Genomic DNA, 24353 nt, shown 5'->3' on the forward strand with positions numbered 1-24353 from the left:
TGGGTCGAGTGTCACTTAACACTTACCTCGGCCGAGCTTTGGGCGACTGCCTGCTCTTGCATTGGCTGCTGAGGTTTATTGGCCAAAAACGCTTGGTTGAGCGTCTTACTGACCGTAACCTTGGCTCGTTTCATCTCGCAGCTTAATCGGCCATCTTGATGATAAAGCGCAATATTGGCTTCAAGCGTTCGGGACGAATGCTTGATAACATCCAGCACTAATACCGCCTTCTCGCCAAAACCTAAGGGCGAATAGGACACAAACTCGCCAATGGTACTGGGTAAGCTTGCCGCTTGATATTTAAGGCGCGCCCACACGAGCATGGCCTGCAATAACAGATCTTCGGCAAAGGGTTGTGTGCCTTTATCCTCAATATTTGGCGCAAACTCACCACAGTCATCTAAGGCCACCGTTGGCAGTGCTACCTTAGCGATAAGCTGCTGATCATCAAAGGCGAGCACTTCGCTTATGCCTTGCAGTCTTGGGCCATGGAACAGTGTGCCATCGCTGTAGAGCGACTCACGGTTCGCGATAGCGGGTTGCTGTGCCATCTCCTGCATCAGAGAATGCAACTCACCAACCTCGAAACGCTGCACGTCTGCCGTATCATCCGTCTGCGCCACTAACACTGCCTGATACTGCGGGCGACCTTCAAAGCTTATCAGCGCGGTTAACGCCTCAGTCGATTGCTGTGTCGCGTCGGCAAGCGGCGTGAGCATTAGTTCGAGCTCAATAGGCGCATCGCGGGCAAGCAGCGCCTCATCGAAGATAATTCCCTTGAGTAGTCGATAATCGCAGACACTCACCGCCTTACCTAAATGGGCCTTGGCGGCCTCACGCATCCAATCGATGGCGCATACCGTTGGCAACACCGCATGACCGTTGATGCAATGATCCTCAATAAAGCTCATGCGTTTAGGGTCGAGGCTGCGCATGACGCGAATGCTTTGCGGCACCGTTTGGGCCATAGGCTGCGGATCTAACGCCGTGGTTAGATCCGCTTCAGGCTTTTTTGCTGATGCAGCTTCAACGGTATTGGCAGTATTGCCCTGCATATCGGTTCCGACCAACAGCTGCGCCCCTGTATCACTCAATAATTGGCTGGCAAATAACTCGGCACCGGCTTTGAGTGGAATGACATAAACCCCGCGGTCGATAAACATCTTTTTCAGCGCAGGATTGACCATGCCGCCATCCCAAGGCCCCCAGTCAAAGCTCATCACCTTGGCTTGCGGCAATTGCTGCGCGAGTTGCAGCGCGGCCTTGTTGAGAATGTCGTTAGACATGGCGTAGTCGCTCTGGCCTGTATTGCCGTAAAAACCCGCCGCAGAAGAGAACAGGGCGATGAGCGTTAACTGGCTAAGATCCAGCGTTGACAGCAGATTGTTAAGTCCGGTCACCTTAGTGCCATAAACGCGTTCAAGTTCGCTTAAGGTTTTGTCTTGAATATGTTTATCGGCAAGTACGCCCGCGCCGTGGATAATCCCCGTGATGGGCGATAGGGCGCTGATAGGCGCAATAGTGCTGGCAATGGCGGCAGGATCGTTAACATCCAGGCTTAAGTATTCGGCGCTGGCGCCCACGGCTTCAAAGGCCTGCAAGGCATTGCTGATTTCAAGGCTGCTTTGTACTGGCCAAACTAAGGCATCCACTTGTTTTAGCGTGGGTTTATCACCCAGGCTTTGCAGATGTGCAATGGCTGCGGCTTTCAGCTCGTTGCGATTTTTACCCTGAGCCCAAGCGGGGATCCCTTGATGGGCGCTGCGACCCGCGAGGATAAAATGTGCCTTGCAGCGTTTCGCTAAACTTAAGGCGCACTCGAAGGTGACGCCCTTAGCGCCGCCTGTGACGAGGATTTTGTCCGCAGACCAGAGAGACGCGCCACTGCGGCGAAGCACGGCATTGCCAGCGACTAAGGTGGTGCGCTCAAGCTCGCTATCAATACCGACTTCGACTGGCGCATCTTGGAGGTAGTATTCCTGCACTACCGCATTGGCGACCGTTTTAGCGTCCAAGTTTGGCGCGATATCCAGCGCGCGGCAAACCACTCCCGGCCATTCGTGATTTAAGGTTTTCGTGAGTCCAGAGAGCGCCGCTTGGTTGAGTTCACTCAGGCTAATAACAGCGCCAGCCGACTCGTCCATGCCGATATAGCCAAAGCCACCGTCGATACGGCTGACGGTGACAAAGCGGCAGTGGTCGCGCTCAGTTAACAGCGGTTGTAAGTGTTTGGCGAACAAGAAGGCTTGCTCGACCGAGGCTTTGGCGTCGTCTGCCAGCACTAAGCCAGCACCTTTATCCACATCGGACTTATGTTGTGGCTGCAGATGAATAAAACCGGCGATTTGGCCAAGCGCTTCAATCTGATTGATGACCTCACAAATACTGTCATCATCAATCGCCTCCAGCGTGAAGCTGGCAATATGGCTATCGAGTGGCGATGCGCTGGTCACAACCGTTTTCGGTGAGCGTACAACCGCGACCTTAACGCCTTGGGCGTGAAGCTTTTCGGCAATCACCCCCGCGTTGTGGCCATCGTCGCCGATAACGACGTAACTGTTTGCCGTCAGTTGAACATCGCTAGTCGCTATGATGCGCGCTAACTCAGCCGCCGCTGGCAACTTTTTTAGCATCACCTCACTATGGGGCGGCAGGTCGATAGTTTCCTCGACGGTTTCTGCAGTTGCCTCTTGAATCTCTTGAATTGGCGCAGCATGGTTTTGCTGCGGCGCCTCACTTGATGCTTGCGAACCCGCATAGAGGGAGACAATCTCACCCAAGGTGCGACACTCGGCTAAATCCTCTGGGCTCAGTTCTGGCAGGTTTGGCAATTGATCTTGTACTGTGCCTAGAATTTCCACGTGCTTGATGGAATCGATACCAAGGTCGGCTTCCATATCCATACTGAGTTCCAGCATTTCAACGGGATAGCCGGTCTTGTCGGCCACGACCGCCATCATAGTGCGTTCAATCTCGCCATTAGATAGCGCCGCACTTGCAGCGACTGCACTTGCGAGAACTGCATTTTGTGTCGCATGGCTAACTGTGGCAGTAGCTGTTACAGGAGTCGCTTGGCTAAAGAGCGCCACAATTTCCCCTAGGGTGCGACACTCGGCTAAATCCTCTGGGCTCAGTTCTGGCAGGTTCGGTAGCTCATCCTGTACTGTGCCTAGAATTTCCACGCGCTTAATGGAGTCGATACCAAGGTCGGCTTCCATATCCATACTGAGTTCCAGCATTTCTACGGGATAGCCGGTCTTGTCGGCCACTACCGCCATCATAGTGCGTTCAATTTCATCATTAGAAACCGCGCTGGTGGTTACTGCACTTGCGAGTACTGCATTTTGTGTCGCATGGCTGACTGGTGCAGCAGCGGGTACAGGAGCCGCTTGGCTAAAGAGCGCGACGATTTCCCCTAGGGTGCGACACTCGGCTAAATCTTCTGGGCTCAGTTCTGGCAGGTTCGGTAACTCGTCCTGTACTGTGCCTAAAATTTCCACGCGCTTAATAGAATCGATACCAAGGTCGGCTTCCATATCCATACTGAGTTCCAGCATTTCAACGGGATAACCCGTTTTATCGGCGACCACCGCCATCATAGTGCGCTCAATTTCATCATTAGAAACCGCCGCACTTGTGGCGACTGCACTTGCGAGTACTGCATTTTGTGCCGCATGGCTAACTGTGGCCGCAGCTACTACGGCTGTCGATACTACAGGAGCCGCTTGGCTAAAGAGCGCGACAATTTCCCCTAGGGTGCGACACTCGGCTAAATCTTCAGGGCTGAGTTCTGGCAGGTCGGGTAACTCGTCCTGTACCGTGCCTAAAATTTCCACGCGTTTGATAGAATCGATACCAAGGTCGGCTTCCATATCCATGCTCAGTTCCAGCATTTCCACGGGATAGCCAGTCTTGTCGGCTACCACCGCCATCATAGTGCGCTCAATTTCATCATTAGATAGCGCCGCACTTGCAGCTACTGCACTTGCGAGTACTGCATTTGGTGTCGCATGGCTAACTGAGGCTGCAGCTGTTACAGGAGTCGCTTGGCTAAACAGCGCGACAATTTCCCCTAGGGTGCGACACTCGGCTAAATCTTCAGGGCTCAGTTCTTGCAGGTTAGGTAATTCGTCCTGTACTGTGCCTAGAATTTCCACGCGCTTAATAGAATCGATACCAAGGTCGGCTTCCATATCCATGCCAAGTTCTAACATTTCAACGGGGTAACCCGTTTTATCGGCAACCACTGCCAGCATGGCTGTCTCGATTTGCTGCACGACTGACTTCTCGGAAAGCGCGCGAGTTGCTGTCGCCACAGTTTGCACTTGTGGTTGCTGAACTTGGGGCTCACTCACAGGTGCAACAGTCGCTTTTGGCTCTGCGGCTAACGCTTGAACCACGGGGGCCTGTGCTGGAACGACAGGCGTTGCCGCTGTAACTGCCACTGGTGCAACCGCCACTGGTGCTGCTTGAATGGGGGCTTGAACCTGAGGCGCTGGCATTTGGCCGAGTAGGGCTAATGCCGCTTGGCTGCTGCTGGTCTGCAATTGCATAAATTCAGCATGGCTCTTTAGGGTTTGTGCCTGATGCTGGTGGAACAGCTCCATCGAGCGTTGCAGGCTCTCCGGAATGGCGATGCCAAGGCTTGCCATTTTGGCTTGCTCTGCCATCAGGGCACTGACGGTATCGCCGTATTGCTGCGGGATCGCTAAAAATTGTTGATGTAATTGCGCGGCCTGGGTTTGGGCGGCAAAAAAGGCGCTCAGGGCATCTTGATTCGCCTGTCCAGCGGCAACGTTGGCTGGCTGTGCAGACGTTTGTTGTTGAATAGTATTGCTATTTTGTGCCACTGGCTTTTCCACTTCGACAACCTTTTCTAGAATTTTTTCGACAATCACTGGTTTTTCAACGACTTTTTCAACCACTTTCTCAACGAGGCGATCCACATACTGCACTTGGCTGGTAATTTTGCCCGATTGCAGCGAATCGACCATTTTGTTGCGGGTCGCTGGGCTGATGTAGTTGGTCGCGTTGAGCTTGATATTCATGGCCGAAGGCGTTGCTGGCGCAATCAATTCGGCTTGATAAGGGTCGATTTCCCCTAGTGTTACCCCCGCAACCGCCAGTTGCACCGCAGCACTGCGCAGTTGGCTGTCGGAATCAGCTTTAGGGTTCGGGTTAATGCTGATAAGGCAAAGCTCGTTTAACTGCGCGGCTAAGGTATTTTCTGTCAACTTCTGCAGAATGTTTTTCGGGCCGAACTCGACAAACACCCGTGCACCAGCGGCATACATGGCCTCTAGCTGCTCGCTAAAGTGCACCGATTGCAGCATATGATCTTTAAAGGCGGTTTTGATGGCGTTGGCTTCGATAGGGTGTAGCTGACCAGTGCCATTGGCATACAGGGCAATCTTTGGCGTGTTGAACTGAGCCTTATCAATGGCTTCGCTAAAGGGCTTTTGCGCATGGGCAACCAATGGCGTGTGGAAGGCGCCGGAAACGGGCAGGGCAATTGCCTTAAAGCCTAACTCGCCAATGGCCTTAGCGGCTTGTTGTGTCGCTGTAGTAGCGCCTGCAATCACCAGTTGAGTCGGTGAGTTGTAGTTGGCAATCTTGACGTCGTCAAACTGCGCAAGGCAATCGTTGACTGCCTCAATATCTTGTTTTTGCTTAAGAATAACGGCATACATGACGCCAGCATCACGACTGGAGTCGGCATCCTGAGGTGACTGCGCCATTGCCTGCCCACGTTCAAAGGCCAGCTTGATGTAATCATCCATAGAGATAACGCCAGCGGCGCACAGGGCCGAAAGCTCACCAAAGCTATGACCTGCGAGCATATCTGGGGCGAAACCCGCCTGAGTCAACAGGGCGTACTGCGCCATAGAGATCGCGCCGATGGCGCTTTGGGCATAAAGGGTATTGGTTAATGCACTTTCCTGCGCTTTTCTCGATTCGTCATCGAAGGCGGGGATCGGGTACAGCACGCTTGAAAGCGAAGCCTCACCACGGTCGCTAAACACTTTATCGCTGGCGTGGATATGGCGACGAAGCTCGGGGAAGTTGTTGGCAATTTCCAGTCCCATATTCAGGTATTGCGAGCCTTGACCGGCAAATAAGGCCGCAACCTTGTGGTTATCCTTGACCAGCGCTTGGGCGCGGAAACTTATCCCTGAGGGTAACTGCCAGCTCTCGGCGCTATTGGATTCTAGCTGCGCTATCGCTTGGGTTAACAGAGTCTGTAACTGGGCATAGTCCTTGGCGATAAAGCCAAGACGGGCCGATTGCGGCGCTAGTTCACGCAGGGCGTAGGCTTTTGCAAAGGCAACAAAATGCGCCTGAGAAAGTTCTGCTTTGGCCGCAGTTGCTTGCTGCAATGCGGTTTTTAACTCGCTCAGCAAGGCGGTTTTGTCGGCGGCGGCAAACAGCCAGCTTTGTGCCACGCTGCGCTGGCGATAGGCGTCATCGCGCGCGTGTTCGGGGTGATATTCTTCGAGCACTAAATGGAAGTTAGTGCCCCCAAAACCGAAGGAGCTTATCCCGGCGCGGCGCGGCGTATCGTCACTGCGTTGGATCCAAGGGCGCGCCTCGGTATTGAGATAAAAGGGCGAGCGGGCAATGTTCAATTTAGGGTTAGGCTGACTAACGTTAATTGTTGGCGGCAAGACTTTATGGTGCAGCGCCAATGCTGCTTTAATCACACCCGCCGTGCCCGCGGTGGACTTAGTATGACCGACCTGAGATTTGACTGAGCCTAAAGCGATATGCTGTAACTGTTCATTATCCTTCGAGAATACTGAGGTTAAGCCATTGAATTCGGCCACATCGCCTGCTGCTGTGCCTGTGCCATGGGCTTCAATCAAGCCTACTGTGTGCGGCGCAAAGCCTGCGTCATCATAGGCGCGCTCTAATGCCTTGGCTTGGCCTTCGGGGCGCGGTGCATAAATGCTCTTAAATTTACCGTCTGATGATGCGCCCACGCCTTGGATTACCGCATAGATACGGTCGCCATCGCGCTCGGCATCGTCGAGGCGTTTTAAGGCGACCATGCCAATCCCTTCGCCAATCATCATGCCCTTAGAATCGATATCAAAGGGTTGAATCTGTTCGTTGGTGGTAAAGGCTGGCGTTTTTGAGAAACTCATATACATGTAGGGCGAGTTGTCGGTACAGACACCGCCGGTAATCATCATGTCGCTGCGACCCTCGGTCAGTTCGGTCAGCGCCATACGCATGGCGGCAAGCGAACCGGCGCAGGCGGCATCGACGACGCAGTTCATCCCCCCTAAATCGAAACGGTTGGCGATGCGTCCGGCAATCACGTTGCCCAGGGAGCCGGGGAAAGAGTTTTCTTCCCAGTGGACATATTGATCTTGGAATTTTTTGATCAGCAGCTCGCTATCTTCATCGCTCAGGCCACTGCTTTTAAATACTTTTTTCAGCACTGGATATTGCAGGCGCGCATTGAGGCTATGGCTTAGTTTTTGACCACCGCCAATCCCGAGGGTGATGCCGATGCGGTCACGGTCGTAGTCGTCTGGCAGATTGGCATCCTGCAGGACTTCCTTGGCGACGACCAGTGAGAGTAACTGCGAACTGTCGGTGAGTTCCAAAATATTGGGCGGCAGACCAAACTCCATCGGATTGAAGTCGACCTCTGGCATAAAACCACCGCGTTTGCAGTAGCTCTTATCGGCCTTGGACTTATCCGCATCGTAATAGTCATCAATCGACCAGTGGGATTCGGGCACGTCGGTAATGGCATCAATCTTGTCGCAAATTAAATCCCAAAACTTATTCAAATAGCGTGAGTTAGCAAAGATACTCGCCATGCCAACGATGGCAATCGGCATATCTTTTAAGCGTTTATTCAGTCTCTTATCGGCTTTTTCATCGGTTGATAATTGAGGCTGTGATGGGGTATGGCTCATAACGAGTCTCCACTGGCAAAGCGTTTGGTCGTTGCCTTATTAAGGGATTTAGCGATGGCTTTTGGGGTTTGTACGCCAGGAAAGCGGGCTAAAAAAGTGTGGTAGTTGCGTACCAGCAATTTACGCAGATGAAACGGCCCATCCTTCAGCACATAGGCGATGTAGCGATTGGCCGCTTGGGTGTTACTGTCTTGATAAATATCGATATAAATCCAATCTGCCTTGCTATCTATGCCAAGGAGTACCGATTTAGGTTCGGCCTCGGTCAATTGCGGCGGCAGGGTGAGGGACACCACTTGCACTACGGTGTCGCCATCTGTGCTTGGCAGGGCAAGCGCCTTGGCCAAGGTTTCGGAGTTGACCGTGTAGGTCTGAACATCGCTGCCTTGGCTGATAGGTAATTGATTAAAATACTGTTTAGGCACAAGCTCTTGATCAAACTCATCGAGGCGCGAAACCCCATAACGCTTAAGGCAGCGGGCCAACCCCGAGCGGGACACATTGGGGTTAATGAAGGTTTGAGTGGCCTTGAGCAGCCTGTCTAACGGCAGTTTGAGCTGATATCTCAGTCCCACCACCACGTATTCTTCCATCGGAGTGAGGGTGGTATTGAGGTGATGCGGCGTATTCGGGCTGTCGTTCACTGACTCGCGCTTGCGCCATTTACGCACTGTGGCTTCGGTAATATTTAAAATTTTGGCGAGCTGACTCACACTCAATTCAGATTGCTGAATAAAGTGTCGCATCTCCGGCGTGGTGGTGGCATTGCGGTGCCTAGCCGTTTTGGGGGCGGATTTGTGCTCCGAGCTCGGCTTATCAGCCTGAGCATGATCCGCGGCTTGAGTACCCACTTTTCGAGAACTCATGTTGTTAGTGCTGTCCCATCTTTATTATTTTCATCCAACATAATCTATCGGGACTGCTTAAACTTGCCTGCCAAAGCGGAGTGTGGACTCATGCTTAATCTAGGCTTAAAACCCGTGAGCTATGTGTTTTGTTACGCACAATGGTGATGCAGATTACCTGAGGTTTCGGCTCGATACAATCATATGGGACTTGAAATGATTTTTTAATGTTCAAATGACTCTGTTCAAGTGAGCCAAACTCCTGTGTAGCACAGGGTCTATGTTTAAATAATCATTTAAATTCATAAGATTAGAAACCAAATTAAGATACTGCTCGTCAGGCGAGTAGAACTGAGTAGAATAGGGCAGCCGTTAAACCCAAGTGTTGTTGGGATAAATTAATGAATATTGAGCTTTTTTTTATACCATTAACCGAAATGGATGCGGCCAGCACGAATGCGTGTATGGCGCTCTTGAGTGAGGACGAGCGCGCTAAAGTGGCGCGTTACCGTGCGCCTAAGGCGCAAATGAACGGCTTATTGGTGCGAGCGGCGCTGCGCTGCGTCTTATCTCAAGGACTGCAATCTCGCGGTGGAGCCTCATCTTGCACTACCCAACGACAGATTGCCCCCCAAGATTGGTGTTTTGAGTATGGGGCAAAGGGCAAACCCAGTCTTAACCATGAGCAGTTTCTGAGTACTGGCATTGAGTTTAACTTGAGCCACAGTGGCGACTGGTTATTGATTGCCTTAGCGCAAGATGATGACAAGGGAGAAAACGCTAACACAGCGCAGCCCCGTTTAGGCTTGGGTGTGGATATCGAGCGTGCCCGCGCCAGTACTCATATTTACCCGATCCTTAATCATTATTTTTCCGCGATTGAAACCGAAGGCTTATTAGCCCTTGAGGGCGAGGATGCGCAGCGGCAGCGCTTTTTTGATCTTTGGGCACTCAAGGAATCCTACATCAAGGCAACGGGTTTGGGCCTAGCGCAGTCGCTGAAATCCTTTGCCTTTGACTTAGCCCCAAACAGTTTGCTGGCGGTTGATGGTGGCGCGCTGCAAGCTGTCGCCTCCCCGAACTGGGTTGAACTCAAGCGACAAGAGAACTTTGCTTTACCGAGCCAAGCTATGCCCTGTTCTTATCTTCAACTCCCATCGCGTATTCCACTTTATTCCATTATTAAGCTGCTGATTGAACCTGAAACTGCGCAGGATGCCACAAGCTCCCATGCCCAGCATTGGCGGAGTTATTTTGGCCGACTTGATGAGGAATATCGTTTTGGGCTCAGCTTGGTTGATGGTGACAGCTTAGTGCAGGATGACAGGTTGGCGAAGGTGACTATTTCAATGCAGCTGACCAGTATCACTGCATTACTGGCGGCGTGCTCTGCCATCTAGTGCGGCCTTCGCACTAAGGCTTAGGTCGCCTTCGTTCTTGAATTACTGCTTTTAATTCAGTTTCTTGTCCCTTCACTGACTTTGTTATTCCTCCGTTCATATTTCATTTTGGATTAAACCTAGCTCGCTATAGTCACGCCAGAGAACTCACTGACAAGGTTGTTAATCATGAAATTCAAATGCCTTTTATCGACCACCACTTTGCTACTGCTTGGTGGCTGTGGCTACTTTGGTGGCGATGAAAAACAGCAATTAGAGCAGGCATGGCTTGCTCAAGATCCCCAACTACAACAAGTGGTTGAGCAAATCCGCAGCCGCGGGCTCGATGTGGTCGCTCAAAGTGCGGCGGCGGGCACAGTATCGGCCTGTGTGGCCGAAAAACTTAGCCAAGATCCCCTCGGTAAATTAGTGAGTGTCGAAGGCGCCTTAGTAGAGTCGGCCAAGGTGGCCGAATTACTCGGCGATTTACAGAAGGTGATGGAACAAGAGGTCAGTTTTGATCAAGTCGCAAGCCTGTTACAAAAGGGCGCGGATGCGGCGGCCTATGCTAAAAGTTTGATCGAACAGCAGGGTGTCGAGCAAGCCATGCAAAGCCTTAAGCAAATGGCACTCGCCAGTGAACAATTTGCTCAGCAGGATTTAGGCGCGCATTTCCAGCAATTATTGCTCGAGTGCAAATCTGCTCATTAATTGAATAACCGCTGTATTACGGCTGCTTATCCGCGCAGCCTTAGCAACATAAGGAAATCCCATGTTTAAAAAACTGCTGGCCTCTGTCGGTATCGGTGGTGCGACGGTCGATACCCAATTAATTGATAATCGACTGCTGCCAGGTCAAATCTTTAATGCCACTATCGTCGTTAAAGGCGGTAATGTGCCGCAGCAGATCTCTGGCCTCGACTTAGCCCTAATGACTAAGGTGAAAGTGAGTAGCGATAACGGCGACTATTTTAAGAACCATCGCTTGGCGAGCTGGCGCTTGACTGAGTCCTTTGAAATTCAAGCGGGTGAAATTCGCGAGATCCCGTTTTCAGGTAAATTGCACCCCGAAACCCCTTTTACTCAGCTCCCAGTGCGCAATAATCAATCCCAGGTATGGTTACAAACGGGAGTGGACATAGATACCGCGCTCGACCCTAGCGATATCGATGCGCTGGTTATTATGCCAACGGCGATTGCCGAGCATGTGTTAAAGGCGATGGACGGCCTTGGTTTTGTGTTAGTTAAAGCCGATGTGGAGCAAGGTTTCCTCAATACACGCGCCTTTCGTTCCACATCGGGTTGTTACCAAGAGCTAGAGTTTAAGCCGCGCAATATGGGCTTTAATCGTTTGCGAGAGATAGAGGTTTCTCTGGTGTGCGATGCCGAGCAAACCCATGTGTTGCTTGAGCTTGACCGCGCATTCCGTGGCGATGGTTACTTGTATTTCAGCCTGCCAAACAATGCCACGTTGAGCCAAGTGCAAGAGATTTTTAGGGCGAATTTGGGCTAAGTGCAGGTACAGTTTAAGTTGTGAGCTTGGTTGAATAGCTTACAACAGACAATAAAAAAGCCCTGATTACTCAGGGCTTTTTGCTGCAAGTTGATTACTGTCTTGCTAAGCGGTGGCTCTCGCCTGGGTGCTCAAAATCACTGCGGTAAGGGTTAATGTCTAGGCCGCCGCGACGGGTATAGCGGGCGTAAACGGTTAACTTAGTGCAGTGGCAGTAATGTTTTAAATCGACAAAAATCCGCTCGACACACTGCTCGTGGAACTCGTTATGCTGGCGGAACGAAATCAAATAGCGGAGTAACTTTTCGCGATCGATTTTAGGCCCTTGATAACGGATCATCACACTGCCCCAGTCCGGCTGAGAGGTGATTAAGCAGTTTGATTTCAACAGATTAGAATTGAGTGTCTCGGCAACAATCTGTTTGTCATCTGTGCTGTTTTCAAGATAATCCGGGTTAAAGTCATAGTCGCTGACTTCGATATCCAGATCGTCAATGCAAGTGCCTGGCAGTTCGACGACGCGTTGAATACCAAAACTCTTAGGCTCAATAATCTTTACCGTGACTTGGCCTTGGGCGCATTCACTCAGATCCTGCACTAAGGTTTTTTGCACCGCTTCGATATTGTCGAACTTGGTTTGGTTAAAACTGTTTAAATACAGTTTGAAGGATTTTGACTCGATCAGATTTTGGCTTTCATGGCTTAGCTGAATGTCGGCAATAGCCACCATAGGTTTGCCCTTGGCGTTTAGCCATGACAACTCATAGGCCGTCCAGATATCGGCTCCGTGGAAAGGCAAACTTTCCGCCGTGAGGTTGATAGCGTTACGGTTAAGTGAGCGAGGAACCCCTTGCAGCAGCGACGCATCATACTCGGCTTGGTAATCCGTGGCTTTACCTAAGGTTAGGCCGGCAAGCTCTTTTGCATCACTATAGGGATCGTGATTGTGTGTCATCAATACTGTTTCCATGTCAAAATAGGCGCACATTATACCCGAAATTGGATTGTGCTTAAGTGTCTTGTCTGCCTGCTCTCGATAAATTTTTGCAAAACTATCATCAGTCTTACCTATCAACTTTAGGCGAATTACCGCGATATTACCCGCAGGGCGAGCCATCTTTGTGTATTCAAGGTGAGTTTGATGAATCATCCGAAGAGGCGGTGTCTTGGCTCCCCGTTAAGCGTGAACAGCTCGGCAGTTTTGCGAATGTTGAGCATGCGCTTGAACTAACATTGTGGCCGGATATCAATCACTTTTATGGGGAGTATTTTGCCGCGCCCGTGTTGTTTGATTCACCATGGGGCACGGGCGAATTGTTGCAGGTATGGAATGAGGCAGATTTTGATGCCCTACAACAAAACATCATCGGCCATTTAATGATGAAGCAAAAGCTCAAGCAACCGGCAACTTGGTTTATTGGTTTGCTCGATGAGGGCGATAAGATGCTAACCGTTGATAATGCTGATGGTAGTGTGTGGGTTGAAATCCCTGGCGAGCTACCTTCCACCCAATTGGCGCCGAGTGTAGCTGAATTTATTGAGGCTTTATCGCCACGTATCGCGCCACCTGTGAAACATGAAGAATTGCCTATGCCGGCGCTCGAACATCCGGGGATTTTTGCCAGCTTTAAACGTATGTGGCACAACCTGATAGGTAAGCGTTAAGCGCGGGGAAATGTTGCAAAGGTCTCTTGAAAAAGCCTCTTGCAAACTCGGCTATTTTGCCTGCCGAGTTTGCGCTTCAGCACTGGGCGTTATTGATGGTCCCAAGACAAGTTAGACACTATGCGGCAAGGTTCGCAGCGAAAGTGGAACATATCTAATAGCGGCTCGTCGAGTTTCCAGTCTTGACTGCCACAGCGTGGGCAGGGGCGAGCTAACTCGGATTGCAGATCCTGTCCCCCGACGCGATACAAATAATAGTAAGTGGGGATTTTGGTCAGGTATTCGATTCGGCCGCGTAAGTCCCAACCTCTCCTAAATAAATCACTGTTTGGGCTGGATAATTCTTCTAGCGCAGCAAATTCTGCCTTAGTGGCGGCCGCCATTTGTAACTCATCACAGGCTTGCCACTCGGTTTGCCAGCGGATAACCCGTTTATGATCGCCATTAAAAGTGGCGGGGATTTGGTACAGCGGGATGGGCAATAGGTTATCGCCACTTCGCAGGGGCGAGCACATATGCACATAGCTAGTGTAGAGCAGTTGCCAGCTGGGTGGCTCAGTATTACTCACCTCAGAATTAATATCCTGACCGATGAATTTTTCGCGTGGCGCCAGTAGCTTAGCCTCGGTTAATTCCGCCAGTGCTTTTTTCACCCAAGGGCTGTGATAACGATGATTCAAACTGTTTTTTTCAGGCGTGAGTAGGCGTACTCGGAATTCGCCCTCATTGAATGCCACGGCAAATTCGCGGCCAAGGATTTGGCCATTAGCACGGTAAGCTTCGAGTAATTGATTGATGGCACGTTCTGCCGCACTGATGGTGGTATCGGCAAAGCATTCAAAGCGCAATTCGGTGACAAACATTAAGCGGATTTTCCTTGGGATTCGAGTTGACTGACACGTTGTTTCAGCTCGATAAGTTCATTTTTGAGTTGCATGATCTCGTTGTTTTTTAACGCGAGAGCTTGCTCAATACCTTGTTGTAACTGGACTAACTGTTGCGCCAGTGTGGCGACTGTGGGGGGCGAAGCTTCGGCGGTATGAGTCTCTTCAACCACGGGTTGTGATTGGGCCGCTAAACGCTCACGCTCGGCTTTGGGTATCGATTTAAACTGCTGTAATCCTTGGATTAACAGCGGCATGGGGATTTTGTTACCGACGCGGCTTTTTATCAAGGCAAGGCTTGGGGTTTTACCGCTGGCTTCGAGTGCGCACGCTGCTGCTAACACTTGGTCAATCGGACTCATAATAAGTGAAATTCCTTAATGTATATCGTGTTTTTCACTAACTTACTGTGATGTGGTTGTTTTAGTTCTTATAAATCAATGCATTGCTGTTTGGCATTGATTTTGCTTTTTAAGCATTTTTATAACAAGTACACAGGAAGTCATAATATGAACGCAAATATTAATCGCAAACTCATCGCGGTCACGTTTTTAGGGTTAGCAAGCTTAGGTCTTAGCGGTTGTGTGGTCAATGTCGGTGACAGTGAATCTAAGTGGGATAGCAACGAATCTTGGGAAAAAACACAGGACAAAAACCGCAATAATCTGACTAAGCTCAGCCTTGGCATGAGCAAAGACCAAGTGATGACCCTGATGGGCGCCTCGGACTTTAGCGAATCTTATCTGCAGCAGAAAGACGGCCAAGCCGATAAAGAAGTGTTGGTCCTCTTTTATCGCACCCAGCATACCCACAGTGACGGTAAAACCACTAAGGATGAATGCACGCCAATCGTCTTAAGTAACAGTGTGTTAGTCGGTTGGGGCGACACCGCCTACAACAAAATTTAACGACTCAACGCAACTCGCCATGAAGTGATTCAGTCTCAGCCCTAAGTCATTAGGGCTTTCTTAATTGCACATCGAGCTGCTCGATAAGTTCGGTCCACTGGGCATCGGCCTCTAATGCCTCGGTCAGAAAACTCTTTTGTGCCTGCGTCCAAAATGGCGCTTCGGTTAAGTGTGTGTCAGGGGGAAGTTGATGGGTCGCAATAAACTGCCCTATGGCTTGAGCTTGATTGGCTAATCCCAACTGTTCAAATAGATGACTCAAATCGACTGGCGTTGTATCCATGCTCGCATCCTCTCAGTGTGCCTTTATTTAGGGTATGCAACTCACTGAAAAATGCAATCTATGATTAAAATTTGCACTTTTTTGTTTCCTTGATACAGTGATAATTACTCCTAAGAGTGTGATCTAAATCAAGGAATTCTAAAAATGGACAATAATACCTTGGATGAGTGCCGTGCAGTTTATCTCACCGCCGAAGATTTACGCCTCGCCGCTTCGATTCTCTACAACGCCTATCATGACGACCCTTTCTTTGTGGATGCTTTATCCACTTCAGACAAATTCGCCTACGAACAAAAATTACGTGCCGCAATCCGTGAAGAGTTGAATGCGCTCTGGCAGGAGAAGCAAGCCTTAATTGGGCTGTTTGATCAAACACGCTTAGTTGGTGTTGCCTGTGTGGTCACTCAGGAAGTGCCCCTCGGGGAGGGCCGCTATTGGCACTGGCGACTCAAGATGTTGCTTGGTACAGGCTGGCAATCGACTCAGGCGATAATGAAGAAAGAATCGAGCATCGTCGAGCTGCTACCGAGCGAGCACTGCGGGATCCTACAATTTATTGCCCTTGCGCCTAATGAGCAGGGAAAGGGGTTAGGTCATCAACTTGTGCAAGCCGTAGTAAGTTGGTGCGATGAGCAGCCCGAACTTGAGGGGATTGGGGTCTTTACTACTCAAGAAGCCCATAGCCAGTTATTTATGCAACATGATTTTGTCTCCCTCGGAGAATTGAGCATAGGCAATGTGGCCGGACAATTACTTTTTTACACGGGCCAACAAGATGAATGAACCTTACCGCTCCTTCGCTGAGTTTTACCCTTTTTACCTCTCACAGCACCAGGACTTGAGCTGCAGGCGATTGCACTTTATTGGCAGTTTTATAGTGCTCCTGTTATTCGTCGCTGCGCTGGTTTTCGCAAATGGTTGGCTTTTACTGTTTATCCCCTTAGTGGGATATGGTTTTGCTTGGGTGGGACACTTTGTGTTTGAGCATAATCGCCCCGCGACATTCCAATATCCCTTGTACAGTTTGATGGGTGATTGGGTGATGTTTGCACAAATTATCACCGGTAAGTTGAAGTGCTAAATATCCCTGACCAGTGAGAAGCTGACACCCGTGTGAGAGATCGCTTACAAAGCCTGTAGGATAAAATGTTTTCTTACTGACTGTTTTGTAATCACAGCTTTTAAAGTGTATTTAAAATCATAGTGTTATGTTTTAATAAAGCTTGATTGTATGAAAAGTGCGCTAGTGTGTGTTCTTTAACCGAAACAAAAATAGCGAGAACCACGTAGAATTAACTCATCGCCAAAGCAAATGGACAGCAGGGATTGCAATACAGGCGAGAGGGACGCAAGAAGCGACGAATTCAGGTTCTTGGATTTGAACCACTGACAGTAGGAAAACTGTCATCTGCCTAGGATAGGCTAAGGAAAAGCAAGGCTGCTTTCTCATGGATGATAGAGGACGTTGTATCTGCTGGGATAGCAGGTTTCAGGATGAAAAGGACAAGCTTAAGGATTAAGCGTTACTGGATGCAGGAAGTATCGAGTAAAAGGATAAGTATAAGGGTGAACAGCTTGTACTATGGTGAGGAAAGGATTCAGCAGGACGCGATTGGGATGAGTCACTGGATGTGACAGGAGCCGAAATAGGATATTCGGGTCAAAGGATTGAGTGTAGTGGAGACTTCACTGCACAGGGAAATAAAGGGATTAAAGGACGCTTGCAGGGAGCAAACGATCGCAAGGAAGGTGCAGGGAGCACAATCAAGCAGGATGGCTTGCAGAGGATAAATGGGGTGCACATAGTGCGCCCCTTTCTTTTTTCTATTCTCCTACGCCTATTTTTACAATATGTCATAATGTCCACTTTTACGTGCGGTATATCTTAAAATAAAATCTATCGAACGATTTTTACTCTTTTATGCAGTCGCTATTTCCTTTGATGTGTTTAAGCGTCTCGGGATAAATCAATGTTTGTGCCTTCCAACGGCATAAATTGCCCGACTTCTTGTGAGATATATCTCACAAGGCTGTAAGTGATTTGTAAGTTTTTTGACTGACAATGACTACCTAGTTTTAGGTAAGTCACATCTAATCAATATGTTAAGAAATTTTTTCCATTATGAACTTAATATGGCGGCTTACATTTTTATCTTTTGCGAAAGCTTGCCTGCCATAGCTGTCGTAGAATTCATTTGTAGACGGAACTACAGCGAACAGGAAGTTAGCAGTCAGGATGACTGGACAGTGTTTAAGGAATAAACACTGATGGAGTGGTAAGGAGAGACTTTCAGGATGAAAGCGATGCGAACCACGGAAGGAAAGACTATCAGGGATAGATAGCCTAATTGCACAGGATTGCAATGGCACATGGAGTGCAATAGAAAGGATGCTACTGAACCTATTTCACGGATGATGCTGGAACCGCTCAGGAAAGAGCAAGCTTGGTAAAAGGAACGCCAAGAGATAGGGAAGTACGTTGAGTACAGGGAAATATCACGGATTGAACAGGGATGATGCAGGATGCAAGTTGACGCATGGATGGTGCAGGGAGCACGAAAATAGCGGGATAGCTTAACAGAGAACAGAAGGGCGTGGTCTTATGACCACGCCCTTTCTTTTTTGGTATTCGTGCAGATAAAGCTGATTGAGTACGGATGTAGAGCCGAGCTATAGCTGAGTGTTATCTATACGACTCGGCATTGTCTATTCAACTCAAAGGTCTACGGCAGTCAATTAATGGCATTTGCCCGAGCTACAGCTACTTTGGCTGCCGCAACCACCAAACTTGCCTTTGGCCATTGGTGCTTCTTGCCATTCTGGCTCTGGGAAAATAGGCCATTCAATCTTTTGCACTTTTTTCCCTAGCATCCATATATGGCCGCGGTATTGGTTAATGCCATCGGTGCTGAATTCGAATAGGTATTTTGCCCTCCAACAGATCCCTGTCGTGCCGCCAAGGCTGGGGCGAGCCGTTTCCATTGCGATGGCTAAGAGTTGTACTTTTTGTCTACAACATTCTTTTTCGGCAAAAATACGGCTTAATTCTGCCATTTGACGTAATTGCCAAAAGAAGGCCGCAACCACAATTAGCGCAATAATTAACAGCAGATCTGACATCATTTACTTGTAGCCTTAAACAAGCCACCAATGGCCTGTGATAGTTGAACACTCCGATTGGGATTCCTTAATTCACCCAATAAGTGATTGCGTAAACTCGGTATCGCCACAATATCAGCAAAGATCTGATTAAAAAAGGCCTGGGGTTGTCGCGCCAATGCTTCGAGGTAAATACTGCGACTCAGCTCTTGCTTTAATACCGTCCAGTTTCGGCCTGCGATACTGATGAGTTCATTGGCCTCTAAGCGGTCGGTTTGCTGAAGATGGGCGAGGGCTTGTTGGCTCAATTCGGTATGAGAAGCGAGTGCGCGTAAGTAATAGGCTTGGTACTCGGGAGGAGCTGCCACAAACTTAGCATAAAGTTTATTCGCAAGTCCTTCTGTTAAATGCAGATGTTCGAGACATTGGCACAGGGCAATTTGCACTTCAATCGCACTATTGTCAAAACTGGCAAGGAGTTGCTGCTCGTGATCTAACTCACCAAGGCGAACACATACGTCGCTCAAACCTTGCAGGCCAATATGCTGCCATTCACTCGGTGCAATTTGTCCCGAGAGATATTGCACTGCAAATTCATATTGAATAGAAGCGCTTAACCCTAATTGTTTACGCACTAAGGCGTTAAATACCGCCAGTTTTTCTTGGCTGGGCTTAAAGCTAAACGGATTGTTAGCGAGGCGATCCTGTTGCTCATCGGTTAAGGGTTGAGTCGGATCTTGCCCCAGTGCCGTTAATACCATTTCAATAAACTGTGAGCGCGGCGCAGGCGAAAGCAGTCCTTGTTCGTCTAACGGTAGTTTTAGGAACCAAATAAAGTGCTGTTGGCTTTCGTTCCAAAACACGATGGCAAATTGGGCATGCCCTTGAATTGGGTAAGGGTAGGGTGTGACTAATGATTCGATTTGATGGAAGGCCAGCATATCGATGTGCTGTACTCTTCGTCCTAATTCATAGACTTGGAATTGGGTTTTGGCGGTCGTTAAAAATTGGCTAAGCGTGGTAATTTCAGTCATTTGGCTGCCATATCAATCAAAAAGGCTCAATAAATTGGCGACATTATAGGGGGAAGTTGTGCGCGATGGTATGATTGCCACACTTTTATCGCCTCAGTCGCAACGCTTAATTGTCGAATGACCGTGGCTTAATGGACCTTATATCGATGCTTTACAGCCAAACTCAATCCAAACTAGCCCAAATTGCCCACGAGTTACAAAGTGCCGGGCTTTGGTCTACTCGTGCGCCCAGTGATGAAGCCATGGCCAGTACGGCGCCTTTTGCCTGTGATCTTATGTCGTTAGAACAATGGTTGCAGTTTATCTTTATTCCGCGCATGCAAGCCCTTATCGATGCGGGGCAACCTTTGCCAAGCAAAATTGCGATAGCCCCGATGGCGGAACATGTGTGGTCCGAACAAGCGGCGTTAGCGCCTTTAATCGCCGTCTTAAATGAATTGGATATGTTGTTAAATGAACCTAGATGATGATTGGCTGGATATGCCAGAGGATAAATACAATCCAAGCGAGAACGACGAACAGTCAGAGCCTGCGCCAGAGCTGCGTATCTTGTATCAAGACGAGCACTTGGTAGCTATTCATAAACCCGCGGGATTATTGGTTCATCGCAGCTACTTAGCGCGGCGTGAGCGCTTTTTTGCGATGCAACTGACTCGGGACTTAGTTGGTTGCCATGTGTTTCCGGTACACCGTTTAGATAGACCCACCTCGGGCGTGTTGTTATTTGCTAAAAGCAGTGAGGTGGCCAACGCCCTATGCGAGCAATTTGCCAACCACAGTATTGAAAAACACTATTTGGCACTGGTGCGTGGCAATATGCATGAGAGTGGTGTGTTGGATTATGCGCTCAAAGTCGAATTAGATGAGGTGGCAGACAAGTTTGCCAATCAAGATAAGGCCGCGCAGGACGCTGTGACTCAATATGAGCCGCTATTAAATACCGAAATTCCTTATCCGTCGGGGCGTTATGCAACTAGTCGCTTCGCGTTAGTGAAACTGAGTCCAAAAACGGGGCGTAAGCACCAACTCAGACGCCATATGGCGCATTTACGTCACCCGATTATTGGCGATACCACCCACGGCGATGGTAAGCAAAATGCGTTTTTCCGCGCACATTTCGATATCAACCGACTGTGGCTGATTGCGAAAAAGTTAACCTTTACTCACCCGGTGACACTTAAGCGCTTAAGTATCGAAACCGAGCTTGAACCCGAATGGGAAACCGTGTTTTCAGGACTGGGTTGGGATGATGCCGCACTTTGTTGCGAGCCAAGTGTCTTGATTGCAGAGCAAACGACGACCGTTTAAGGCAATGCTTGTTTGGGCGTTTAAGGCTAATGTTTGCTCAAGGCGACTCCTAGCTTAAAGATACTTCTAGCCTAAGGCGAGTGCTGACTTAAGCTTGCATCTTGGAGATATGTCTAGTTGCATGCAATTCACTGCAACATTCGGCGGTCTTAACTAACGGTTGCTTTGAGGTTGGATATCAAGCTGGCTAAGGTCGAGTATTCCGCCGAGGCGTTAGGCGGTAATTGCAGATTTTGCTGGGCGGCGTGAAAGTAATGTTTACGTCGTATTTGGGTGGTTTTATGTTGGTGCTTGAGGTGTTTTTGCCTATTGCTCTGTCGCATCAGTTCGCTTCCTCATGCTCAATAACTTGATTTATAAAATTTTTACCTTGTTGCTTGCCCTAAAGCCTCACAATAAAGTAACTTCAGCTAAGTTGCGTTTACGCATGTGGCACGGAGTATATCATGAAAAAAGTTAATCTGGTGTTTGGCACTGTGTATGGTAGCGCACAATTTACCGCCGAAACCTTAGAAAAAGCGCTGACAGAACTCGGCTATGACGCCAAATTGTGGCAACCGAATGACATTAGTCAATTTACGCCGCCACAGGATGAGTTGTTAGTGGTGGTGACCTCGACTACAGGGCAAGGGGATTTACCCGACGATCTTCAGCCTTGGTATTATCATCTTAAGGAGACGGCGCCTTATCTGCCTGAGCTGAAATACAGCGTAATCGCACTTGGTGATTCGAGTTATGATACCTTTTGCGGTGCGGGTAAATCGGTAGATGAATTGCTCAGTGAGTTAGGTGCTAAACCCGTTGTGGCGCGTCTTGAAATTGATGCCTGTGAAACCATGGAACCTGAGGTCGAAGCGATAAAATGGCTGGAAAGCTGGAATCAAATCGTCAAATCCGAACGCGCCGCTTAGGTCATTTCGTTACTCAACAGTGGTTTAAATTTGCCCAGCGTTTAAGTCAGGCGCTGTTAATTCCTATTGCGATTTTGCCCGCAGCGGGTGTGATGTTGGGCTTAACTGTGAGCCCAATCCCTTTTATGCCCGAGGTGCTAACCGTATTAATGCTGGCGGTTGGCAAGCTGATTTTCGCCATCATGCCCATTTTATTCGCGGTGGCGGTGGCGATAGGGTTTTGCCGTGATCAAGGCATCGCCGCTTTTACTGCCGTATTTGGTTATGGGGTGATGACGGCCACCTTAGCCGCCTTAGCGGATCTCTACCAATTGCCGACCCAATTACTACTCGGCATGGAAACCTTAGACACAGGGATTGCCGGCGGCATGTTGATTGGTGGCGTGACTTGCTTTGCCGTGCGCTGGAGTCAATATATTCGCCTGCCCGCAATTTTCTCCTTTTTTGAGGGGCGACGTAGCGCCTCTTTATTGATTATTCCGTTGGCGATGGGCTTAGGTTATATCCTTGCCCATGTGTGGCCGCCGTTATCTCTGCTCATCGAGCGTGTGTCCGACTGGGCGGTTTACCAAAAACCGGCCATCGCCTTTGGGGTTTATGGCGCGCTCGAACGTTTACTCATTCCCCTCGGTTTGCATCATATCTGGAATGCGCCTTTCTATTTAGAAGTCGGCCAATACCAGTTACAGAACGCTGAAGTGGTTCGGGGTGAAGTGGCGCGCTATTTAGCCGGCGATCCGCAGGCGGGGAATTTAGCGGGCGGTTATTTGATTAAAATGTGGGGACTCCCCGCGGCGGCGCTGGCCATTTGGCGCTGCGCCGATCCCTCAGAGCGTAATCGGGTTGCGGGTATTATGCTTTCCGCGGCGGCGGCCAGTTGGCTGACCGGAGTCACAGAGCCGATTGAGTTCGCCTTTATGTTTGTGGCACCTATCCTGTTTCTTATCCATGTGTTGCTGTCGGGGCTGGCATATTTTGTCTGCATCATGCTCGATATTCACCACAGTATTGTGTTCTCCCATGGGCTGGTGGATTTCACGCTGCTGTTTCCCCTCTCGCGCAATACGGGTTGGTTTGCATTCTTAGGGCCGCTGACGGCGGTGATTTATTACCTGCTGTTTAGGGGCAGTATTCTGGCATTTAATTTAAAGACGCCAGGACGACTCGAACCCGATGAACCTCATGGCGCCAAAGAGAGTTTAAGAGCCATCATTGCTGCATTGGGTGGTCGCGAGAATATTGTTGAGCTCAATGCTTGTCTTACCCGGTTACGCTTGAGTGTGCACAGCCCTGAGCTCGTCAATAAAGTGCGGCTCAGCCAGCTGGGTGCTAAGGGCGTGATTGTGATGGGCAAAGGCGTGCAAGTGGTGTATGGCACTAAGGCTGAAACCCTACGCAAAGTCTTACAGCGCTATTTAGATACCCGGCGTTAATATTACATCTTATTGAAATTAATCGCTGATTTATTGTGTTTAATAAAGTTAACTCACAATAAATTCACTTTTTATCACAAAAAATAAGCTTTTCATGCTGTATGAGTGGATTGGCTATGGCACACTCGAATGAGGGATCATAGAGGAGAGCAGATTTTGCAGTCACAGCATGAAGTAGTATCGAACGCGCAACCCGCCTTAGCACGTAAAATTCTGATGACAGATTGCGCCGATGCCCAAGGGCTTATCGCCAAAATCACCAGTGTTTGTTTTAATCATCAGCTTAACATCATTAAAAACAGTGAGTTTGTGGATAATGCTCAGGGGCGATTTTTTATGCGTACTGAGCTTGAGGGGCACTTTAACAGCGAGCAATTACTGCAGGATCTGCGTGAGGTGTTACCCGCCCAAAATCATATGACCTTGGTCAGCGCGGGCAAGAAGCGCATCGTCGTATTAGTCACCAAAGAGGCCCATTGTTTGGGCGATCTGCTGATGAAGGCCTACTATGGCGGCTTGAATGTTGAGATAGCTGCTGTGGTGGGTAATCATGACGTGTTAAGGGAATTGGTTGAAAAATTTGATATTCCTTTTCACCTTGTGAGTCATGAAGGGCTCGACAGAATCCAGCATGAGCAGGCGTTATTGGCCGCCGTGTCGCAATATGCGCCCGATTATCTGGTGCTCGCCAAATATATGCGGGTGCTGACACCGGATTTTGTCGCCGAATATCCAAACCGTATCATCAATATCCATCACTCTTTCTTGCCTGCTTTTATTGGGGCCGCCCCTTACCGCCAAGCTTGGGAGCGAGGGGTAAAGATCATCGGCGCGACTGCGCATTTTGTGAATAATTGCCTCGATGAAGGACCAATCATTAAGCAGGACGTGATCCCCGTCGATCACAGTTACAGCGCGCTTGAAATGGCCAAAGCGGGGCGCGATGTCGAAAAAAGTGTCCTTAGCAAAGCGTTACAGCTAGTGCTGAATGAGCAAGTGGTGGTTTATGGTAATAAAACCATTGTTTTTTAAGGCTAACTTTTTGTATGAGCTTGAAATATAGCTGCGGACTTGCCGACTAAGACTTTAGGATTAACACGCGGCTTTGGGCTTGCTATCAGTAAGGTTACTTGCAATATTTAAGACGTTATCACCTAGTT

At 49.3% G+C, this 24353-nt stretch carries 21 protein-coding genes; 12 read left to right on the forward strand and 9 right to left on the reverse strand.

Going from position 1 to position 24353, the window contains the following annotated elements; translation table 11 throughout:
- Positions 1–11: 11 nt before the first annotated feature.
- Positions 12–7931 carry a type I polyketide synthase gene (locus CF168_RS06685; RefSeq protein ID WP_089067391.1) on the reverse strand — a complete coding sequence of 2640 codons (7920 nt, stop codon included), beginning with the start codon at positions 7929–7931 and terminating at the stop codon, positions 12–14.
- On the reverse strand, positions 7928–8797 hold the full coding sequence (locus tag CF168_RS06690) for a helix-turn-helix domain-containing protein (protein WP_089067392.1): 870 nt from the start codon (positions 8795–8797) through the stop codon (positions 7928–7930). The genes CF168_RS06685 and CF168_RS06690 overlap by 4 nt, the downstream gene beginning before the upstream one ends.
- A gap of 380 nt (positions 8798–9177) precedes the next feature.
- Between CF168_RS06690 and CF168_RS06695 the strand changes: the two genes are divergently transcribed.
- The 3 genes from CF168_RS06695 (at position 9178) to CF168_RS06705 (ending at position 11668) form a co-directional block, all read left to right on the forward strand.
- Positions 9178–10176 (forward strand): 4'-phosphopantetheinyl transferase family protein, encoded by a 999-nt coding sequence (locus tag CF168_RS06695; protein WP_089067393.1) that lies wholly within the window; start codon positions 9178–9180, stop codon positions 10174–10176.
- A gap of 168 nt (positions 10177–10344) precedes the next feature.
- Entirely contained in the window at positions 10345–10866 is a 522-nt protein-coding gene (locus CF168_RS06700) for a hypothetical protein (RefSeq protein WP_011623414.1), read from the forward strand.
- A gap of 61 nt (positions 10867–10927) precedes the next feature.
- Positions 10928–11668, forward strand: a complete 741-nt coding sequence (locus tag CF168_RS06705) for a sporulation protein (protein WP_086902358.1) — start codon at positions 10928–10930, stop codon at positions 11666–11668.
- 94 nt (positions 11669–11762) lie between these two features.
- On the opposite strand, the gene queF is transcribed toward CF168_RS06705, so the two are convergent.
- On the reverse strand, positions 11763–12623 hold the full coding sequence (gene queF, locus CF168_RS06710; protein ID WP_089067394.1) for an NADPH-dependent 7-cyano-7-deazaguanine reductase QueF: 861 nt from the start codon (positions 12621–12623) through the stop codon (positions 11763–11765).
- Between the two features lie 59 nt (positions 12624–12682).
- On the opposite strand from queF, the gene syd reads away from it, so the two are divergent.
- A complete protein-coding gene (gene syd, locus CF168_RS06715; RefSeq protein ID WP_089067395.1) occupies positions 12683–13333 on the forward strand; it encodes a SecY-interacting protein in 651 nt (216 codons plus the stop codon).
- An 89-nt stretch (positions 13334–13422) separates the two neighbouring features.
- Here syd and CF168_RS06720 read toward each other — a convergent pair whose 3' ends face one another.
- Positions 13423–14196, reverse strand: coding sequence for a Zn-ribbon-containing protein (locus tag CF168_RS06720; RefSeq protein ID WP_089067396.1), 774 nt, complete (start codon positions 14194–14196; stop codon positions 13423–13425).
- Complete coding sequence (locus CF168_RS06725) at positions 14196–14579, reverse strand: hypothetical protein (protein ID WP_089067397.1); 384 nt, start codon at positions 14577–14579, stop codon at positions 14196–14198. Before CF168_RS06725 ends, CF168_RS06720 begins: the two co-directional genes overlap by 1 nt.
- Positions 14580–14726: 147 nt before the next feature.
- Here CF168_RS06725 and CF168_RS06730 point away from each other — a divergent pair, with 147 nt between their 5' ends.
- Complete coding sequence (locus CF168_RS06730) at positions 14727–15125, forward strand: DUF3192 domain-containing protein (protein ID WP_089067398.1); 399 nt, start codon at positions 14727–14729, stop codon at positions 15123–15125.
- Between the two features lie 49 nt (positions 15126–15174).
- On the opposite strand, the gene CF168_RS06735 is transcribed toward CF168_RS06730, so the two are convergent.
- Positions 15175–15408 carry a DUF2789 domain-containing protein gene (locus CF168_RS06735; protein WP_089067399.1) on the reverse strand — a complete coding sequence of 78 codons (234 nt, stop codon included), beginning with the start codon at positions 15406–15408 and terminating at the stop codon, positions 15175–15177.
- A 144-nt stretch (positions 15409–15552) separates the two neighbouring features.
- Here CF168_RS06735 and CF168_RS06740 point away from each other — a divergent pair, with 144 nt between their 5' ends.
- Both CF168_RS06740 and CF168_RS06745 read left to right on the forward strand, forming a co-directional pair.
- Entirely contained in the window at positions 15553–16191 is a 639-nt protein-coding gene (locus CF168_RS06740) for a GNAT family N-acetyltransferase (RefSeq protein WP_089067400.1), read from the forward strand.
- Positions 16184–16489: a DUF962 domain-containing protein gene (locus CF168_RS06745; RefSeq protein WP_089067401.1), complete on the forward strand. Its 306-nt coding sequence runs from the start codon at positions 16184–16186 to the stop codon at positions 16487–16489. Before CF168_RS06740 ends, CF168_RS06745 begins: the two co-directional genes overlap by 8 nt.
- A 1655-nt stretch (positions 16490–18144) precedes the next feature.
- Here CF168_RS06745 and CF168_RS06760 read toward each other — a convergent pair.
- Together CF168_RS06760 and CF168_RS06765 are read right to left on the reverse strand one after the other, a co-directional pair.
- Positions 18145–18531 carry a DUF3301 domain-containing protein gene (locus CF168_RS06760; protein ID WP_089067404.1) on the reverse strand — a complete coding sequence of 129 codons (387 nt, stop codon included), beginning with the start codon at positions 18529–18531 and terminating at the stop codon, positions 18145–18147.
- Positions 18528–19541 (reverse strand): DUF3549 family protein, encoded by a 1014-nt coding sequence (locus CF168_RS06765; RefSeq protein ID WP_089067405.1) that lies wholly within the window; start codon positions 19539–19541, stop codon positions 18528–18530. Before CF168_RS06765 ends, CF168_RS06760 begins: the two co-directional genes overlap by 4 nt.
- A 146-nt stretch (positions 19542–19687) precedes the next feature.
- On the opposite strand from CF168_RS06765, the gene CF168_RS06770 reads away from it, so the two are divergent.
- Positions 19688–20008: a YqcC family protein gene (locus CF168_RS06770; protein ID WP_089067406.1), complete on the forward strand. Its 321-nt coding sequence runs from the start codon at positions 19688–19690 to the stop codon at positions 20006–20008.
- Positions 19995–20849 (forward strand): tRNA pseudouridine(65) synthase TruC, encoded by an 855-nt coding sequence (gene truC / locus CF168_RS06775; protein WP_089067407.1) that lies wholly within the window; start codon positions 19995–19997, stop codon positions 20847–20849. Before CF168_RS06770 ends, truC begins: the two co-directional genes overlap by 14 nt.
- Before the next feature lie 149 nt (positions 20850–20998).
- Here truC and CF168_RS22385 read toward each other — a convergent pair whose 3' ends face one another.
- Complete coding sequence (locus tag CF168_RS22385; RefSeq protein ID WP_039978277.1) at positions 20999–21172, reverse strand: hypothetical protein; 174 nt, start codon at positions 21170–21172, stop codon at positions 20999–21001.
- Positions 21173–21295: 123 nt separating this feature from the next.
- Between CF168_RS22385 and CF168_RS06785 the strand changes: the two genes are divergently transcribed.
- From CF168_RS06785 to purU, 3 genes are all read left to right on the forward strand, one after another.
- Positions 21296–21760 carry a flavodoxin gene (locus CF168_RS06785; protein ID WP_089067408.1) on the forward strand — a complete coding sequence of 155 codons (465 nt, stop codon included), beginning with the start codon at positions 21296–21298 and terminating at the stop codon, positions 21758–21760.
- Positions 21712–23193, forward strand: coding sequence for a PTS transporter subunit EIIC (locus CF168_RS06790; RefSeq protein WP_089067409.1), 1482 nt, complete (start codon positions 21712–21714; stop codon positions 23191–23193). Before CF168_RS06785 ends, CF168_RS06790 begins: the two co-directional genes overlap by 49 nt.
- 216 nt (positions 23194–23409) lie before the next feature.
- Positions 23410–24225 carry a formyltetrahydrofolate deformylase gene (gene purU, locus CF168_RS06795; protein WP_023267379.1) on the forward strand — a complete coding sequence of 272 codons (816 nt, stop codon included), beginning with the start codon at positions 23410–23412 and terminating at the stop codon, positions 24223–24225.
- Positions 24226–24353: the final 128 nt, after the last annotated feature.

It is taken from the genome of Shewanella bicestrii, assembly GCF_002216875.1.
Classification (GTDB): Bacteria; Pseudomonadota; Gammaproteobacteria; order Enterobacterales; family Shewanellaceae; genus Shewanella; species Shewanella seohaensis.